Source organism: Winogradskyella sp., from assembly GCF_025210595.1.
GTDB lineage: Bacteria > Bacteroidota > Bacteroidia > Flavobacteriales > Flavobacteriaceae > Winogradskyella.
This window is the reverse complement of sequence record NZ_JAOARH010000064.1, coordinates 1-17,619: the sequence shown is the minus strand read 5'-3', so window position 1 is coordinate 17,619 and position 17,619 is coordinate 1. Positions and strand designations below refer to the sequence as shown.

22 protein-coding genes and 1 tRNA gene are annotated in these 17,619 nt (G+C 30.7%); 6 read left to right on the top strand and 17 right to left on the bottom strand.

Going from position 1 to position 17,619, the window contains the following annotated elements:
* Positions 1-30: 30 nt before the first annotated feature.
* Positions 31-705, bottom strand: a complete 675-nt coding sequence (locus N4A42_RS06705; protein ID WP_294071690.1) for an SCO family protein — start codon at positions 703-705, stop codon at positions 31-33.
* A gap of 184 nt (positions 706-889) precedes the next feature.
* Between N4A42_RS06705 and rseP the strand changes: the two genes are divergently transcribed.
* Positions 890-2,230, top strand: a complete 1,341-nt coding sequence (gene rseP, locus N4A42_RS06700; RefSeq protein WP_294071688.1) for an RIP metalloprotease RseP — start codon at positions 890-892, stop codon at positions 2,228-2,230.
* A gap of 71 nt (positions 2,231-2,301) precedes the next feature.
* A tRNA-Asn gene (locus N4A42_RS06695) sits at positions 2,302-2,375 on the top strand.
* Between the two features lie 164 nt (positions 2,376-2,539).
* On the opposite strand, the gene N4A42_RS06690 is transcribed toward N4A42_RS06695, so the two are convergent.
* Positions 2,540-3,493: an NAD-dependent epimerase/dehydratase family protein gene (locus tag N4A42_RS06690; RefSeq protein ID WP_294071685.1), complete on the bottom strand. Its 954-nt coding sequence runs from the start codon at positions 3,491-3,493 to the stop codon at positions 2,540-2,542.
* Positions 3,494-3,661: 168 nt separating this feature from the next.
* Between N4A42_RS06690 and N4A42_RS06685 the strand changes: the two genes are divergently transcribed.
* Both N4A42_RS06685 and N4A42_RS06680 read left to right on the top strand, forming a co-directional pair.
* Complete coding sequence (locus N4A42_RS06685) at positions 3,662-4,189, top strand: hypothetical protein (protein WP_294071682.1); 528 nt, start codon at positions 3,662-3,664, stop codon at positions 4,187-4,189.
* A 98-nt stretch (positions 4,190-4,287) separates the two neighbouring features.
* Positions 4,288-6,354, top strand: coding sequence for a M13 family metallopeptidase (locus N4A42_RS06680; protein WP_294071679.1), 2,067 nt, complete (start codon positions 4,288-4,290; stop codon positions 6,352-6,354).
* A gap of 73 nt (positions 6,355-6,427) precedes the next feature.
* Here the strand turns inward: N4A42_RS06680 and N4A42_RS06675 are convergent, their stop codons facing one another.
* Both N4A42_RS06675 and N4A42_RS06670 read right to left on the bottom strand, forming a co-directional pair.
* On the bottom strand, positions 6,428-7,138 hold the full coding sequence (locus N4A42_RS06675; protein ID WP_294071676.1) for a hypothetical protein: 711 nt from the start codon (positions 7,136-7,138) through the stop codon (positions 6,428-6,430).
* 67 nt (positions 7,139-7,205) lie between these two features.
* Entirely contained in the window at positions 7,206-8,012 is an 807-nt protein-coding gene (locus N4A42_RS06670) for an NAD(P)H-binding protein (protein ID WP_294071673.1), read from the bottom strand.
* 112 nt (positions 8,013-8,124) lie between these two features.
* Between N4A42_RS06670 and N4A42_RS06665 the strand changes: the two genes are divergently transcribed.
* Positions 8,125-8,607 (top strand): CBS domain-containing protein, encoded by a 483-nt coding sequence (locus tag N4A42_RS06665; RefSeq protein WP_294071670.1) that lies wholly within the window; start codon positions 8,125-8,127, stop codon positions 8,605-8,607.
* Here the strand turns inward: N4A42_RS06665 and N4A42_RS06660 are convergent.
* The 6 genes from N4A42_RS06660 to N4A42_RS06635 form a co-directional block, all read right to left on the bottom strand.
* Positions 8,604-8,957, bottom strand: coding sequence for a hypothetical protein (locus N4A42_RS06660; RefSeq protein WP_294071667.1), 354 nt, complete (start codon positions 8,955-8,957; stop codon positions 8,604-8,606). The two genes, N4A42_RS06665 and N4A42_RS06660, sit on opposite strands and share 4 nt — an antisense overlap.
* 3 nt (positions 8,958-8,960) lie before the next feature.
* Complete coding sequence (locus tag N4A42_RS06655) at positions 8,961-9,482, bottom strand: DinB family protein (RefSeq protein ID WP_294071664.1); 522 nt, start codon at positions 9,480-9,482, stop codon at positions 8,961-8,963.
* A gap of 371 nt (positions 9,483-9,853) precedes the next feature.
* Positions 9,854-10,201, bottom strand: coding sequence for a hypothetical protein (locus N4A42_RS06650; RefSeq protein WP_294071661.1), 348 nt, complete (start codon positions 10,199-10,201; stop codon positions 9,854-9,856).
* Positions 10,202-10,293: 92 nt separating this feature from the next.
* Positions 10,294-11,349: a two-component regulator propeller domain-containing protein gene (locus N4A42_RS06645; protein WP_294071658.1), complete on the bottom strand. Its 1,056-nt coding sequence runs from the start codon at positions 11,347-11,349 to the stop codon at positions 10,294-10,296.
* Between the two features lie 117 nt (positions 11,350-11,466).
* Positions 11,467-12,000 (bottom strand): GNAT family N-acetyltransferase, encoded by a 534-nt coding sequence (locus tag N4A42_RS06640; protein WP_294071655.1) that lies wholly within the window; start codon positions 11,998-12,000, stop codon positions 11,467-11,469.
* A gap of 85 nt (positions 12,001-12,085) precedes the next feature.
* Positions 12,086-12,763 carry a hypothetical protein gene (locus N4A42_RS06635; RefSeq protein WP_294071652.1) on the bottom strand — a complete coding sequence of 226 codons (678 nt, stop codon included), beginning with the start codon at positions 12,761-12,763 and terminating at the stop codon, positions 12,086-12,088.
* A 224-nt stretch (positions 12,764-12,987) separates the two neighbouring features.
* On the opposite strand from N4A42_RS06635, the gene N4A42_RS06630 reads away from it, so the two are divergent.
* Positions 12,988-13,320 (top strand): single-stranded DNA-binding protein, encoded by a 333-nt coding sequence (locus tag N4A42_RS06630; RefSeq protein WP_294071649.1) that lies wholly within the window; start codon positions 12,988-12,990, stop codon positions 13,318-13,320.
* Between the two features lie 97 nt (positions 13,321-13,417).
* Here the strand turns inward: N4A42_RS06630 and N4A42_RS06625 are convergent, their stop codons facing one another.
* From N4A42_RS06625 to N4A42_RS06595, 7 genes are all read right to left on the bottom strand, one after another.
* Positions 13,418-13,807, bottom strand: a complete 390-nt coding sequence (locus tag N4A42_RS06625) for a cupredoxin domain-containing protein (protein WP_294071646.1) — start codon at positions 13,805-13,807, stop codon at positions 13,418-13,420.
* Between the two features lie 36 nt (positions 13,808-13,843).
* Entirely contained in the window at positions 13,844-14,395 is a 552-nt protein-coding gene (locus N4A42_RS06620) for a carboxymuconolactone decarboxylase family protein (RefSeq protein WP_294071643.1), read from the bottom strand.
* Between the two features lie 123 nt (positions 14,396-14,518).
* On the bottom strand, positions 14,519-14,674 hold the full coding sequence (locus tag N4A42_RS06615; protein WP_294071640.1) for a hypothetical protein: 156 nt from the start codon (positions 14,672-14,674) through the stop codon (positions 14,519-14,521).
* 89 nt (positions 14,675-14,763) lie between these two features.
* The gene (locus N4A42_RS06610; RefSeq protein WP_294071635.1) at positions 14,764-15,606 is read right to left on the bottom strand and encodes a helix-turn-helix domain-containing protein; all 843 of its coding nucleotides are present in this window, start codon (positions 15,604-15,606) and stop codon (positions 14,764-14,766) included.
* Between the two features lie 49 nt (positions 15,607-15,655).
* Entirely contained in the window at positions 15,656-15,832 is a 177-nt protein-coding gene (locus N4A42_RS06605; RefSeq protein WP_294071632.1) for a hypothetical protein, read from the bottom strand.
* Between the two features lie 149 nt (positions 15,833-15,981).
* Entirely contained in the window at positions 15,982-16,503 is a 522-nt protein-coding gene (locus N4A42_RS06600; protein WP_294071629.1) for a ferritin, read from the bottom strand.
* A gap of 83 nt (positions 16,504-16,586) precedes the next feature.
* Positions 16,587-17,619 (bottom strand): helix-turn-helix transcriptional regulator (locus N4A42_RS06595; protein WP_367172497.1); only part of this gene is annotated, 1,033 nt, incomplete at its 5' end.

Genomic DNA, 17,619 nt, shown 5'->3' with positions numbered 1-17,619 from the left:
TTTAAGTGTTTAAAGCTCTTTTTAAAGAAATTATGACTCGTCTTTTAGAGTTTTTATGTCTTCTAATAGGCTTTCTATATCTTCTGGTTTAGTACCGTCATAAAAGCCTCTAATCTGTCTTTTTTTATCTATTAACATAAAATTCTCAGTATGTATCATGTCATATTCATCACCATTACCTTGAGTTTTAACTGCGAGATAACTTTTTCTTGCCAATTCGTAGATTTGTTTTTTGTCACCAGTTACTAGGTTCCATTTACGGTCAATCACACCTTTTTCTTTTGCGTATTTTTTAAGTTGAGCAACACTATCAATTATTGGAGTTACAGAATGAGATAATAGCATAACATCATCATCATTAATAATTTCCTTTTGTATTTGATACATATGATCTGTCATAATAGGACATATGGTTTGACATGTTGTAAAAAAGAAATCTGCTACATAGATTTTATCTTTATAAGTGTCTTGTGTTATAGTTTTACCATTTTGATTGGTTAAACTAAAATCGGCAATCTTATGATATTTCATTTGGTGCTGAATAGAGCTGTCTACTAATTCCTCGCTAACCATAGCTGGTTGATAAATTGGTAGTGGTTTTTTTACATTTAAAGCATTATAAATAATAGAAATAATAATAATGCATAATACAGAGAAGAAGACTCCAAATTTTTTGTAACGTTTAAAAAACGAAAGAAAAGACATAAAATTTTTTTTGAAACGCAAAGTTACGATACAAGCTAATTTTCCTAAACTTTTTTAACACAAATATGATAACCAAACCCACTGATTAATAAATCATTGTTAAAAATAAACCGATAAGAATTACAATTATTTTCTAAATGCCTTTAAAACATTACTTTTGTCAATCGAAATTTGAAAATACTGCATGGAATTTGTAATTAAAATATCCCAATTTTTACTAAGCTTATCGCTTTTAATTGTACTACACGAGTTAGGTCATTTTATACCAGCAAAACTTTTTAAAACAAAAGTTGAAAAGTTTTATCTCTTCTTTGACGTAAAATATTCACTTTTTAAAAAGAAAATAGGTGAAACCGTTTATGGTATTGGTTGGTTGCCACTTGGAGGTTATGTGAAAATAGCCGGAATGATAGATGAGAGTATGGATAAAGAGCAAATGGCTCAGCCACCACAACCATGGGAGTTTCGCTCTAAACCAGCTTGGCAACGTTTAATTATTATGTTAGGTGGTGTTACAGTTAATTTTATTTTGGCCTATGTGATTTTTGTATTTGTGTCATTTGTTTATGGTGATACAGATATTAAGATAGATAGTCTTAAAGGAGGATATTATATTGAAAACCCAGTACTAAAAGAAGCGGGTTTTAAAACTGGTGATAAAGTATTAGCTATTAACGATGAAAAATTAGAAAAGGATTCTGAAATAGGGCAGCACATCATTGGAGCAGAACAAATTACCATAGAACGAGATGGACAACAAAAAACTATAAATCTTCCTGAGAACTTTTTAGGTCAATTATCAGATGAAGGCAGTAAAAACTTGTTTAAATACCGTTACCCTTTTATTGTAGAATCTATACCAGACTCATCTGCTAATAAATCTGCCGATTTAATAAAAGGAGATGTTATTTTAAGTCTTAATGGTAAAAAACTAGAGTATTTTGACCTTTTTGAAAACGAATTAGAAAATTTGAAAGGACAAACCATCAATGCTGAAATATTAAGAGGAGATGAGGTGATTGAACGAAGTCTTACTGTTAATGATAAAGCTAAGCTTAATATTTTTAGACTTATTGATGCAAAAAGATTTACAGAGCTAGGTTATTACGATGTTATAAGAAGAGAATACTCATTTGGTGAAAGTTGGGCAGCTGGTGGAATTAAATTTAAATCAACAATAGTTAATTATTTCTCTCAGTTGAAAGCTATTTTTAATCCAAAAACTGGTGCCTATAAAGGACTAGGAGGATTTAAAGCTATTTATGATATATTTCCAGATTTTTGGAGTTGGGAAGCTTTTTGGAAGTTAACAGCGTTCTTATCAATAATGTTAGCTGTTTTAAACTTATTACCAATACCAGCTTTAGATGGTGGTCATGTTATGTTTTTACTATACGAAATGGTTTCAGGTCGTAAGCCAAGCGAGAAATTTTTAGAGCGAGCACAAGTCGTAGGATTCTTTATTTTAATAGCATTAGTATTGTTTGCAAACGGAAATGATATTTTTAAAGCTATAACGCGTTAAAAAAATAAGATTTATTATTGTTTAGATAAAAAAATGATTTATATTTGCGCTCGCTAAAGCGAAAAACATCTTCCTCTTTAGCTCAGTTGGTTAGAGCATCTGACTGTTAATCAGAGGGTCCTTGGTTCGAGCCCAAGAAGAGGAGCAAAAAAGTTCAACAGAAATGTTGGACTTTTTTTGTGGAATTTATTCAGAGATTAAATTGTCTAAATGTTTGTTTACATATGTTACTAAATAATGATAAAGTCTAAAAGTAAAAAAAAGCCATCTTAGATGGCTTTTTTTACTTTTAATGGTATTATAAATAAGTTAAGACTTATATTTTTTATTTAGTTCTTTTAACATCACTTCTGTCATTTTATCTAAATCAAACTGATGTTTCCAGTTCCAATCTTTACGAGCAATAGAGTCATCTATAGACGATGGCCAGCTATCTGCAATGGCTTGTCTAAAATCTGGCTTATATGCTATTGAAAAATCTGGTATGTGTTGTTTTATGCTTTCAAAAATAGTTTTAGGTGTAAAAGAAATGGCAGATAAATTATAAGAAGATCTAATACTTAGGTTTTCAGCAGGTGCTTCCATTAAATCTATAGTGGCTTTTATGGCATCATCCATAAACATCATTGGTAAACTGGTATCTTCAGATAAGAAACATTCATAGTTACCAGTTTTAATAGCTTCATGATAGATTTCTACTGCGTAATCCGTAGTACCACCACCTGGCATAGCTTTATGACTTATAATACCAGGATAACGAAGACTTCTTACATCTACATTATATTTTTTATGATAATATTCGCACCAACGTTCTCCTACCTGTTTTGTAATGCCATAAACAGTAGTTGGCTCGCATATAGTATGCTGTGGTGTGTTCTCTCTAGGTGTTGTTGGTCCGAAAACAGCAATACTGCTCGGCCAATATACTTTTTTTACTATACCATTTTTTGCTAAGTTAAGCACGTGGAATAGCGAATTCATATTAAGATCCCAGGCTTCCATCGGATATTTTTCTCCTGTTGCGCTTAATAAAGCTGCCATAAGATAGATGGTGTCTATATTGTTGTGCTCACAACAATCTTTTATAGCATTAAAATTTTTGGCATCAATAATCTCAAAAGGACCAGAATTAACTAGGTTTAAATTTCTAGTATTAATATCACTAGCTATAACATTATCTACTCCATGAATTTCTCTAAGTTTGGTAGTAAGCTCAGTGCCTATTTGTCCGCAGGCACCTATTATTAATATTTTTGAAGACATAGGGTTGTAATTAAAATATCCTCAAAAATAATAAGAATTTAGCTGTTCAAAAATTAAAATTCTTAAAAAAAGAAGCTTTTAATTAAAAAGTTGGCAATCTTTATTTTAGGATTATATTATAAACTCAAAGTAATAGTTTAAGTATCTTTACAGCAAATAAGCAATCGCATGAAAACAAGATTTTTTCTCATAAACTTATGTTTCCTTCTTTTAATCAATTGTGGAGATGATAAGGTTTTATCTGAAACTGAGAATGAAGAAAATTCGAATCAAAAAAGCGTTATTACTGCTAAAGCTATTGAGGGTTTTAAATACACCGATTATGTTTTAAGCCCACGAGGTAAAAAAGCTGTTGCTAATTGGGAAAAATATAATGAATTAGCCATACAGGTAGATTATCTTAAAAAAGCAGATTTGTCATTTTTTAATGGAGACAAAGAGCTTTTAAAAGTCTTTATAAATGAATTAAAAACTAAAATTCCAGATGCACTAAAAACTAATCCTATTGTATCTAGAACCGTAATTATAGAAACAACACTTTTTAAGCTTAATGAGAATTTAACACTTAATAATATTAAAGACCAACTTAAATTAGAGAGTGTAAAAGAGGTTTTAGTAGCTTTTTCTAATCTTAATTACCAGATAAACAAAAAACTAGAGCGTGATATTTATGAAAAGATTAAGTCTGAATATTAATAATCTATAATCTTAAAGTTTTGTTAAGTTGTAACAATTACTTTTATATTCGGTCTTATTACTAACTACATTTAATTCGAATTAACTAAAACCAAATTATGAGTACCAATCTTAATCGCGTTCTAGCGATATCAGGTTTGGCTTTCTTTACTATATTAGGTTGTAAAGAAGAAGCCAAGAAAGACACTGCCTCGGCAGAAGAGAAAATTCCAGGTATTATACTGGAAAATATGGATACAAGTGTAAGTCCAAAAGAAGATTTTTATAAATATGTCAATGGAAAATGGGTGGAAACTAATACCATACCAGATGATGAAACACGTTGGGGAGGCTTTGGTGTGCTACGTAAGTCTACAAGAGACGATGTGTTGGCCATTCTAAATACATCTAAAGAATTAGGGAAGTATAAAGATGGAACAGATCAGAAAAAAGCCTTATTAATTTTTGAATCTGAACTAGACACTGTAGCACGTAATAAAGCAGGTATTGAGCCTTTAAGACCTATTTTAGAAAAAATAGACGGCATAAAAACGCTTGCTGATATGCAAACGGCTTATGCTAAAGTTATTGGGCTTTCTGCGCCATTTGCTGGTCTTGGATCTGGTCCAGATTTAAACGATAGTAGTATGAATACCGCTTGGATTGGTCCAGGAGGAACAGGTTTGCAACGTGATTACTACTTAGATCAAGACGATAAATCAAAAGAAATTAGAGAAAAGTACAAAGCACACATTTCTCGTATGCTTCAGTTTATTGAGTATAGTAAAGCAGATGCAGATGCAGCAGCTGTTAAAATTATAGCGATGGAGACTAAGCTTCAAGAGCCTAGGTTAGATAAAGTTGCTGCTAGAGATGCACGTAATTACAATAATCCAAGGTCTATAGCACAAATTCAAGAGATGTGTCCTGCTATAGATTGGAATAAAATGATTTCAGATTTAGGTATTGAGAAACAATTAGATACAATTCTTGTAGCGCAACCTAAATATATGACAGCTCTAAATACATTTTTAAAAGAAACATCTATTGAAGATATTAAAACATTAATGGATTGGAGTACAATAGATAATGCAGCGGGATGGTTAACTACAGATATTGAAAAAGCTAACTGGGAGTTTTATGCAAAAGAGCTTAGTGGAGCTAAAAAACAACGTTCTGCAGAAGAACGTGCATTAGAAACTGTAACAGGTTCTGTTGGTGAAGCAATAGGTCAACTATATGTTGAAGCAAAGTTTCCTCCTGAAGCTAAAGCGAAAGCTGAAAAAATGATAGCTAATGTTGTAAAAGCATTTCAAAATAGAATACAAAAGTTAGATTGGATGACTGCTGAAACAAAAGCTAAAGCCATAGAAAAGTTAGATAAGTTTACAATAAAGATTGCATATCCAGATGAGTGGAGAGACTACTCAGAAATGATGGTAAAAGAAGGGAATTCTTATGCCGAAAATATGTTAGCTGTTGGGCATTGGGCTAATCAAGAAAACTTAGCAGACATTAATGAGCCAATAGATAAAAAAGAATGGGGAATGCCACCGCAAATGGTTAATGCTTATTATCACCCTATAAATAACGAGATTGTTTTTCCTGCAGCAATTTTGCAACCTCCTTTCTATAACTATACAGCTGATGATGCTGTAAATTATGGTGGTATAGGTGCTGTGATTGGTCATGAAATTTCGCATGCGTTTGATGATTCTGGATCGCGTTTTGATGCTGATGGAAATTTAAAAAATTGGTGGACAGAAAAGGATCTGGAAGAGTTTACAAAACGTGGTAAGCAATTAGCAGATCAATATAGTGCTATAGAAGTTTTAGATAGTGTTTATGTTAATGGTCCTTATACACTTGGCGAAAACATTGGAGATTTAGGTGGTGTTCTTGGAGCTTATGATGGCTTACAATTACTTTTTGAAGAAGAAGGACGACCAGAAGATATTGACGGTTTTACAGCTGAGCAACGCTTCTTTATGTCTTGGGCAACTGTTTGGAGAACTTTAACAAGAGAAGATGCATTAAGACGATTAATAAAAACTGACACGCATTCTCCAGGAAAAGTTAGAGCAACACAACCATTAAAAAATGTTGATGCTTTTTATGAAGCATTTGATATTAAAGAAGGTGATGCTATGTATTTAGCGCCAGAAAATCGTGTAAGAATTTGGTAAAAAACAATTCAAACAAAAAATGCTGCCTAATTATAGGCAGCATTTTTTTTAAAGCTATGTTATTTAATAACAATTAGTTTTTATTTGCGGCAGCAGCAGCTTGTTGAGCTTTTTGGTTTTCTAATGCTTGTCTGCTTACTTTGGCTAAATTAAAATTAGGATCAATTGCAAGTGCATCATTCATCAATTTTATAGCTGCATCTATATTAGCAGTTTTGTTTTCTGAAAACGTAAGTAAACCTTTTAAACATAATAGAGCTGCTTTCATAGATGTTTCATAAGGTTGCTGGCTTTCGTAAAAAGCACGCTTCATATCATCTTTTACATTTGTTAAAGCATAATCAATATTAGATTTTGCTCCAGCAAGATCATTAACCTGAATTTTCATATCAGCCATTTCATATGCTAAATACACATTTGGATCTCTCTTAAATAAAACTTCAAAGTGCTCTAAAGCTAATTTTGGCTGATTTAAATTTTTAAGTGCTAAAGCTTTAACTTCTACATTCATATCAGAATCTGTAGCGTTTTTTTCAACACCAATGGTGTTAAGAGCTTGCATGTATTTGCCTTCAGAAAGATATAAATACGCTAAAGTATCTTGTCTTGCTATAGATGGTTCTAAAACATTTAGATGCGTCATTGCATTAATTATACCTTGTACATCACCTTGTTTCTTCATTTGCTTATAGTAAGCTTCATAGTGTGTTTTTAATTCTGAATTGGTTTGGGCAAAAACACCTACTGATAGTAGCATTGCAAATGCAATTGTAATCTGTTTCATTTTGAAAAAATTTAAAGGCTTAAAACTATGAAAATTACATCATATAGCCTTTAAAAACTATTAAATTCTAAAGGGCTTGCTTAAAAGTGTAATTTAAAAGATTCTCTAGTTGAGAACTTTCAATAGTTTTTCCTTTACTTATTTCATCATAATTAAACTCGGGTAATTCCAAATGATGTTGTTTACAATAATTAGTATAATATGCCTTTTTTTGTGGGTGTTTTGGGTTTACAGCATTTAGTGACACGTTATAAATTTCCTTTTTTAGAATTAATGATATAATGTTAATACAATCTTTTTTATGAATAAGATTTATAGGTGCATTAGGATTAGGTATATTTTTTTTACCAGAGAGATAATTTGCAGGATGTCTTTGTTCATCAAATAAACCTCCAAAGCGAAGAATAGTAGTGTTTAAATTTGATTTTTTTAGTAGCTCTTCTATTGCTATGAGTTGTTTTGCTGTGTTTGATGTTGCATTGGGTTGGGTTTTGCCATCAATTAAGGGGAAATTGTTTTTGTCTTTAAAAACAGAAGTAGAACTTATGTAAATAACATACTTTATATTATGTGCCTCAATGGCTTTTATTAAATGTTCTATTTCGACTACATGATTTTTGTTGGGATTTTTTCTTAGGCCAGGAGGTATGTTAATTATAGCGATATCACTACCAGAGAGTAAATCGTAATGATTACCAGCAATTCCTTTTTCATTTATTGTAATTAAAAAGCTTTCTATAGCTGATTGATTAAGAGTTTGTAGTTTGTTTTTTGAAGTTGTAGAGCCTTTAATTTTATAATCACTGGCAACCAAAAATTCAGCTAAAGGAAACCCTAACCAACCACATCCAATAATACTAATTTGCTTTTTCAAATTTTGGGAATAATTAGGTTATAAAAATACGTAACTATGACTAACTTTTTTTCATTTTGTTAACTGGTTAATTTTCAGTAACTTTAAAATAAACTCTAAAAATGATAACGTTATGGGAATAAAAAGTTTTCAAGGTTCGCGAAAGCATCAGCAAAATGTTAAGCCAACACCTGCGCTTAAAGTAAGAGATTATATGGCAACAAATCTTATAACGTTTAGACCTCATCAAACCGTGCAAGAGGTGGTGGAGTCTTTAATAAAATATAAGATTTCTGGCGGACCTGTAGTTAATGATAAGCAAGAATTAGTAGGTATAATTTCTGAAGGAGATTGTCTTAAACAGCTCAGCGAAAGTCGCTACTATAATATGCCTTTAGAGCATGATAATGTAGAGAAACGTATGGCAAAAGATGTTGAGACTATTGATGGTAACATGGATGTGTTTGATGCTGCCAACAAGTTTTTAAACTCTAAACGACGACGTTTTCCAATAGTTGAAAACGGAAAGTTGGTTGGGCAAATTAGTCAACAAGATATTTTAAAGGCAGCATTAGAGTTAAAAAGTGTAAATTGGAATAGTACAACCAAAGGCTAGTCATCACGCTTTACCAAAGCATAATAATCGCCTTCTAAAGGTAAGTACCCTTGATCGTAAACAAAATAATAAATAGTGCCAGCTTTGGTAGTGTAAATGCTTGTAAAGTAATTAAAATCAAAACCGTTTTCAATAAGTTTGGCTCTAGAGCATTTGGTTTTTTTATTAGGATTTAAGGCTTCTAATATCCTGTAGTTTTTTCTTAAGCGATTATTAGTATTTCTAATAAGGTTTTTAGAATCTTTATTTATTCTATTATTATGAGCATTTCTACAACCGTCACTACAGAATTTTTTGTCTATTCTGCCAATAATTCTGTCACCACACTCAGGACATGTTCTTTGTGTCATAATTTAATTTAGTATTGATATATATGCTGTCCAAGGGCCAACCTCAGTTTTATATTGTTTTGCCATAACTCTACTTATTTGAGCAATATGACCTAAATCGTGAGTTACCCAAGTAGATATTAATTGCGACAAGTTCACTTCTCCAAATTCTGGGTGTGTGCCTTTAAGCTGTAATTGAACTTTAGATAAATTAAGCTGTTTAACAATAGTGAGATTTTTATGTCTTAAAGTTGCAAACTCATTAAGTAATTGTGTTATTGTTTTGTCTTTAGAAGCTTCAAACTGAGCAAATCTATCAAAAGGCGCAAAAGTTTTGTTTTTAGAATTACTAAGAATGATTTTTAAACGTGGAACCCAATCTGTTTTTTCTCCATGAATTAAATGACCAACAATATCGTAAGGACTCCAAGTATTTTCACCTTCATTATTATGAATCCATTCATCAGATAAATTTCCTAAAAAAGAGTTTAAAGTTTTAGGTGTTTGTTCTAAAATCTCTAGAGCTTTAGTTGTATTGTACATCATAATACATACAAGTTACAAAACATTAGCTTACAAATGTTTACGATAGGTGTTGTTGTGTAACTTTTGTTACAAAAAGCAGTAATTAATGCGTTTACTTTACAACTGTATTTATTTACATTATGAAATATTAAGATTTGTTAGGGTATCTTAATGTTTTCCTCTAAATTAATAGCTAATAAAAAGCGCTTCTTTAAAGAAGCGCTTTTTTCTTTGCAACCAAATGGGTTTGCTTATGAGTTTGATGATATTTAAAATGGTTTCGATTGAATGATATAGCATGAAATCATTTTTATTATGAAACTGTTAGTGTTAGAGAATAGTGTTAATCTTGAACTAAGATACTAAGGATGCACTGAGCAATGTGGTACTTCTTATTCAATATAGGCAACGCTTTCTCCTATTTTATACCTTAATTGATTTTTTTTCAATTTAGGGGTTTCTTGAATTGTTCCTCCGTTCATAATAACTTTATAAGCTCCATAAACAATCACTTCTTTAGAAACTTTATCGATTATAATTTTATCAGCATTCTGAAATTCAAACACACTGGTTTTTAAATTTGCATTTCCGATAAGAGTAATGGTTTCTTTGTTAGAATTGATATTAACTAATTCATCTGCAGAATAGGTTAATTCATTTTCGTTTTTCACTTCTTCTTGTGCATAGCTATTTATTCCAAATACTAAAATTAAGCTTAGAGTAAGAAATATTTTTTTCATAATTCAATAATTTTTAATTCCTGTTTAGTTAATTTCATTATATATAATGTTCTCTTAAAGAGGGTTTTTATGGATTAAATTTATAACAATTTTTATTTGCTTGATTCAAATTTTTCAAAACTCTTTCCATTAAATTTATATGCACCATTTTTGTGAGTCCCAAGCCAAAGTTCTCCGTTGTTGTCGTTGTATATGCTAAATAAAGAGATTTGTTTGGATTTTTCTTGAATTGGATAATGTGTGATTTTGGCTCCGTCATATTTCCAAACTCCATCAAGATATGTCACAAACCATAAGTTATTATTCTTGTCTATTACGCTTGATAGATATTCATTTAAACTGCTGTCCTTTTTACCATCCAATTCACCAATGCTTTTATGTCTTGTGTAAAATTTATTGTTTTTTAATGTTGTGTTGTCATAAATACCATAACGATATTCAGTATTAAACCAAAAGTTACCATTTTTGTCCTCTAGGATTGAACGTACTCCGTTTGCACCTTCGTTACGGAATTCTGTAACATCTTCTTCTGTAATCCATTCAAATAATTTTCCATCGTATCGACACACTCCAACAGGATTAGTGCCAAACCAAATATTTCCTTTTTTGTCTTTATAAATGCTATAGACATCAAATGGATTGGATAAATTAGGTGGGTTAGGAAGTTGTAGTTCAAATAAAGTATTACCATCATAACGATATACTTTTCCTGTATTTCCATAAGAATATTTAAACCATATATCTGTGGGCTTAAGTTTCCAGTTTTCGCTTGGAACTGCCTTCAAAGTGGTAAATGTTTTTTCGTTAAACTTTGATATTTTAGATGTTGCGTTTGCACTAGAAAAATAAATGTTACCAAATTGATCTTCTTTTATTTCATCAATTCTGTTGTTTAGTAAACCGTGTTTTGTTGTGTAATTAACTAATTCTTTTCCATCATATTTATATATTCCTGTTTCCCAACTGCCAAACCAATAAACATTCTTCTTGTCTTGATAAATAACCATTATACTTTTACCAAGTTTTGTTACTTTATCTCCTTCTACAATGTTTTCTGCTTTAATCTTTTGTTTTGTGATTTGTCCGTTACAAGAGGTCAACAAAATTAATGTGCTGAAAAAAGCAATTATATTCAATTTTATACTCATCTACTTAAAGTTTGTACGGTTGTTATTTAAGTTGCAGCTAACGATTTTGTGTATGGTTAGTTGTGTGTTTTAGGAACTAATTAGTAAAGATTTTAGAAGTAGGCGAGAACGGAGATATTACTTACAACCATGTTCTAGCCAGTTATTTTTTTCCAATTCGTACGTTCTATCGGTACAATTGTCACTTTCATTAAAGAATTCACGAACAGGTGTCATAAACTTATCTAAAATTTTTACCGACCCAATATTAGCGATATTTACATCTGCTGTTACTTTTTCTACTTTCATTTGCTTAAAATAATAGTCTAGCATTCCTTTTGTTGTTTCTGTTCCGTATCCTTTTCTCCAATAATTTTTTCTAAAACGATATCCTAATTCTTTTTCGTCATCTTCATTTATTAAAAACAGAGCAAGTCCAATCAATTCAGTATTTCCTTTTTCATATATTCCACAAGCACACTTTTGGTTGTTTAAATCCCTTAAATGCAAATGCAGGCTTTTATTAAATATTTCTGTTATTTGATTTTCTGTAAATGGCGTTTGAGGTATAAGTTCTAAAACTTTAGGGTCAGTGAACAATTCAGCAAAGTGTTCCTTGTCTACACTTTTTAAGCGTCTAATTTCTAATCTTTCAGTTTCAAATATTTTCATTTTTCTATATGATCGATTTTAATTGGTTGTAATGGTTGGGCTATGGCTAGTTACGTAGGTTAGCACTTAACTTAGTAAATCATTTTTAATGTACTACATAAACTAATGACATCGAAGCTATAGTATCTTTATTTTTATCAAAGAAAAAGTGTTCATATCCAATCGAGCCTAATAATCCAGTTTGAAAATTAGTAGAACTTACGTAAAGAATTTGTTTCTTTTCGTGTTTATCATAAATAGAAAATGGAATATTCATTATTAAGTCCGATATGATATATTCATCACTGTTTTTAGACAGACTCCTATCAATTTCTTGATTATATTTTAATAATTCATCTTTACGTTTAGCGTAAACAAGATATGTCACATCTTTTTCGCTTTTTTTAATCTGCTCGTCAAAATGTTTAATTACATCTTTATAACAGAAAGAGTATTGGAATTCATATTGATTAAAAATAATTTTTTGTTCACACTCAATTTCCTTATTAAAATATTCTTTAGTGCTAACCCAAGCTCCAAAGTATCCATATCTACCTTTATCAGTATGATGAATTCCATGAACTTGTATTGTGTCATTTTTCGTAATTAATTTAACATCATTCTCATTTGAAAAATATTTAATTATATTTTTAAGAACAGGTTCGTTAATTCCATTTCTTGTTTTATAGTGAAACACCTTTGAATCATTAAAATATTCTATGTTTGTTTTGTGTTCACAACTAAAAAGAACGATCAAAATAAATATGTTAATCAGTTTTTTCATCAAATGTTTACCAACTCAGATGTGTCAAGTATCTATTATTAAGCTATAATAAAATTACGATAAAGCCCTTCAATAACAAAGCTTTATGTAATTATAAACGACTACAAATGTTTACAAATGAATTTAAATGTGTAGTTACCAACTAATTTTAGCAAACCATCTCATCTTTGCATTGTCGAAACATAAGAAATCGATTAGTATTAACTGTTTAACATTAAAAAATTATGAACGCATTAAAAAACAAAGTACAGTTGATTGGACATTTAGGAAACGATCCAGAAATCATTAATTTAGAAAGTGGTAAAACCTTGGCTAAATTTTCTATAGCAACAAACGAGAGCTATAAAAATGCTAAAGGTGAAAAAGTTACAGACACGCAATGGCATAGTATTGTAGCTTGGGGAAAAACAGCACAGATTGTAGAAAATTTTGTGTCTAAAGGTAAAGAAGTTGCTATAGAAGGAAAATTAACCACACGATCTTGGGAAGATAAAGACGGAATGAAACGTTACATCACCGAAGTGGTTTGCAATGAGCTCTTAATGCTCGGAAAATAATACATCACAAAAAAGAGTAGTCGTTACGAGACTACTCTTTTTTATAATGATAAAACTATAGTATAGTTTTAAAAATTTATAGCTGATATAAGTTTGGTTACTCAACAGTTAATGTATACTGTGGCGTATTGTTAAAGGGACAAAAATATTTATAAGTTCCTTTTTTTAAGGTTACCGATTTTGAAGATTCTGTCTTTCCATGCTTAACCATTTGCGACACATAGGCTTCTTTAATATGATTGTTAGCATCAGATCCGTCTTTGCCTGCTTCTATTAAAACCAAGCCTACTTCTGGTGCAGCATTATGGTTAGAGACTTCAAAAACATAAGTGCCTTCAGATAACGTTAAGCTTTTTTGAGTAAACTCACCTTTGGTTTGTTCTAAAGAAACGGTTTTTACATCGTTCTTTTTCATCGTTTTATCTTGAGCATGGCTTGATAATGTAAAGCTTAATGCAATTACTAATATTGAAATTAATTTTTTCATGATTTATAATTTTTAGGTTTTAATGTTTATTAATGATTATACAGTTTTTGTTTCTAATGGTTGAGCTACAGGAAAGTCAACAGGTATCTGAGTTGTACTATGAATGTAGTTAGATATTGTTTTGTCTCCAACTAAAGAAATAGTATCAATTAAGTTGCCTTTGTTGTAGCCAGCATTAAAAAAGTTTTCTAATACGTTCTTATCTGTGCGTCCTCTATTTTCTGTTATATTTTTAGCTAATTTGGCTAAAGCATCTAGCTTAGAATTTACAGAAGAATAACCTGCTCTTAATTCGAGGATTTGCTCATCCGTAAAACCATTCATCTTTCCTATTGCAGTATGCGCAGAAAGACAATAGATACAATCGTTAACTTGGCTTACAGCTAAATTTACTACCTCTTTTTCTTTTGCAGATAGTGATGTTTTTGCATTGGCAAAGTTTAAATAATTTTCTAATGCTGTATCACTGTGGGCATACGTTGCGTATAAATTTGGTACAAAGCCCAAACCTTTGTTTAGGTTATCGAAAATAACTTGGTTATTAGTACTTACTTCTTCTCTTGTTGGTACATTAAATATATTATTCATGTTTTTTTAGTTTTATGCTGTATTATTTCAGCGTTTATTATTATTTGTTTTGTTGATGCAAAGTTGATGTAAATTAGAGCTCAATAGAATGGTCATTATTCCTGTTTGCTTGTCATTTTTTCCTTAGTGACTAATGTGTGGTTTTTCAGTGTCACAATAAAAATCGTGCATTTGTTTATGTTCGCAGTGTGCCTCAGGTATTGTAGTGTTTACTTTGCGTTTTGGACTTTTTCTAAATATTTCAATAAGATTGAAAATAGATTTGTTTTTTAGTTTCATCTTTTGTTGTTTTAATATTACAATGCAAAGATGACATGGAATTCAGTTTTAAAGAATGGTGAATTTACCCAGAGACTTGTCAATTTTTCCTAACCATTGGGTTTAAGAGTTTTTTTAAACTCAGAAGGAGATAGAGATGTATGTTTTTTAAATAAACGACTAAGATGAGAAGCATCATCAAAACCAACTTCGTAAGCAATTTCTTTTGCAGATTTGTCTGTATAGGTTAACAAGCGCTTGGTCTCTAAAACGATACGTTGATGAATTATTTGTAGAGGGCTTCTGTTGAGTTTAGCAAAATTATTAGATAAGGTTTTAGGCGATTTAAATAATTTTTCTGCATAGAAAGACACACTATGTTCTTGCTTAAAATGCTGTTCTACAAGAAAGTTAAAAGATCTTAGTAAATCTATTTTAGAACTTTTTGGAGTATCAATAACACCTTCTTTAGCTTTTAAAAGACGCGTACTTTTAATAATGAATCTTGCCATGAGCATACGTAACATTTCTGCCTGTATGTTATCTTTTGTTTCTAATTCATCTATAAAAACTTCATGTAGGGTTTTATATTTATGCTGTTCTTTATTGTCTAAACTTATAATAGGAATGTTTGTGTTTCCAAAGAATAATATACCAGCACAACTTACTTCTTGGTCATGATCTTTAATGCAATAAAACTCTCTATTAAATTGATATACTATAGCATCATTTCCGTTTACATATTGTAAGTATTGTATAGGCGTTAATGCAAGGATATGATTAGGTGGTAGTGTTATAGGAACACTATCTACAATTAATTTAATAGCTTGTGTGTTTGCCCAAATAAAAGTGTAAAGATTAACTTGTTGTGGTTTGTGAAAGAGATTTAAATCTTCACTATTGCCAATTTTAAAAAGCGCTCCTGTAGAAAATTCTTTAAATTCATGAATCATATTTATGTAAGTCTACATACATTACAAAACATTACATTAAAAGAGTTTTTTAAGCCACTTTCTTTAATAAATCAAAGCATGGACATTTTTTGCAGCGTTTGTTTTCTGCCTTTTTATATTTCTTGCAGCATTTAGATTTCACTTTTCCTAAAGCTTCAAAGCTCGAGGTTTCAAGAACTTTAATGCGTTCTTTTTTTAGTTTTTTATCTTTCTTCTTTTTGCCCATCTATTAGTTCTCCTAAAATGGAAATTTCTAAATTGAGCTGCAAAAATAACTATTTTAATTTATTCTAAATAAGATTTAACATTTTAAGCATAAAAAAACTGGTGAAGGTTATTGCACCAACACCAGTTAAACTTTTAAATAATAAGTGTTTACTGTTGCGCAGAGATATCTGCCGCAGAAGTTACCGTAAGTTGTTGTATGTCTCTATCAAATAAATATAAACCACCTTTATCGTCGCCAATTAGGTTGATTTTGTCTAAGATGGTGCGTGCTACGGCTTCTTCTTCAATTTGCTCAGCAACATACCATTGTAAGAAATTGTGAGTAGCATAATCGCGCTCTTCAAGAGAAATATGTACGAGTTCATTAATACTTTCAGACACAAAAATTTCGTGTTTAAGTAAGGTTTCAAACATTTCTTGAAAGGATTTGTAGCTGCCTTCAGGAGCTTTTAAATCTGTAATTTTTGCGTGTCCACCACGTTCATTTACAAACTTTACTAACTTAAGCATATGTTCACGCTCTTCATCAGATTGGTCATACATAAAGTTAGAAATGCCTTCTAGACCTTGTACTTCTGCCCAAACAGCCATTGCTAAATACACTTGAGATGATTCTGCCTCTATTCTAATTTGCTTATTTAAAGCATCTTCTATATTCTTTTTTAACATAAGTTCTATCTTTTTTACAAAAATAACGACTATAACCTTAATTTCTAGTTAATTGTTTTGTGTCTTATTAATTCAGATTTATTCTAATTTGATTTAGAGGTTTTAGACTCATAATTGCACATAGCAGTTTTTAATTTTTTATGTATGCGTTCTCTAAGTTTCACTGGTTTTAAGACTTCTATACTATCTCCAAATCCTAAAATGAGGCGTTCTAATTCAAAATTAACCTGAACAAAGATATTAAAAACAACACCATCTTCGGTTTGTTTAATAAGGCGTTGAGAGGCATGAAATGGTTTTGTAATAACATAAGGTGCATTATGCTTATCTATCCAAAACTCTATGCGTTGAGGTTTAGAATTAGACACCGTAACTCCAACGACATCTTTATAATAATTATCTCCATCAATATTATGGTCAATATAATCTGTAGTATTTACTTCAGCAATCTTAGACATTCTATCTAATGCCAAAGTGATGTACTTGCCTTTATGAGAAGCGAGTAAAAACCAACGGTTATTAAATTCTTTTAATAATTGCGGATGCACAGTTATTGTGCTAGCTTGTCTAGCTCTAAACGATTGATATTCTATTTCTATTACTTTTTTATTCTGAATAGCAGCATAGATGGCATCAATATATTCTAAGCCTTTGAGTTGTTCATTTTTATCTAAATGTATAATGGCGCGTTTATCTTTTTGAGACGAATACACTGAATCTTCTAATCGCTGTAAAACACCATCCATTTCTTTAAACAAGGAAAAATCTTTAAACTGACGTAAGACTTGTATGGCTTCGTTCATTACTTTAACGTCCTTGTCAGTCAGAGGAATATTAACAATGCTGTAGTCTGCATCATCATATTTGTAGTACTTTCTGTCGTAAACCACAATAGGTGCATTGTAGCCTAACTTGTCGCTACGCATCATTTGTATATCGAGTTGTATAGTACGTTTACTTACATCGACGTCTTTACCTTCGTATTCATAAAGTGCATCAGAACAAGCTTCAATTAAATCATTCAATGTCCATTGTCTGTAATTATTTTGAAGACATTTATCTATGGTTTTATAACGGATTAGTGCGTTTTTGTTGATTGGCATTTTAAGAATTTTT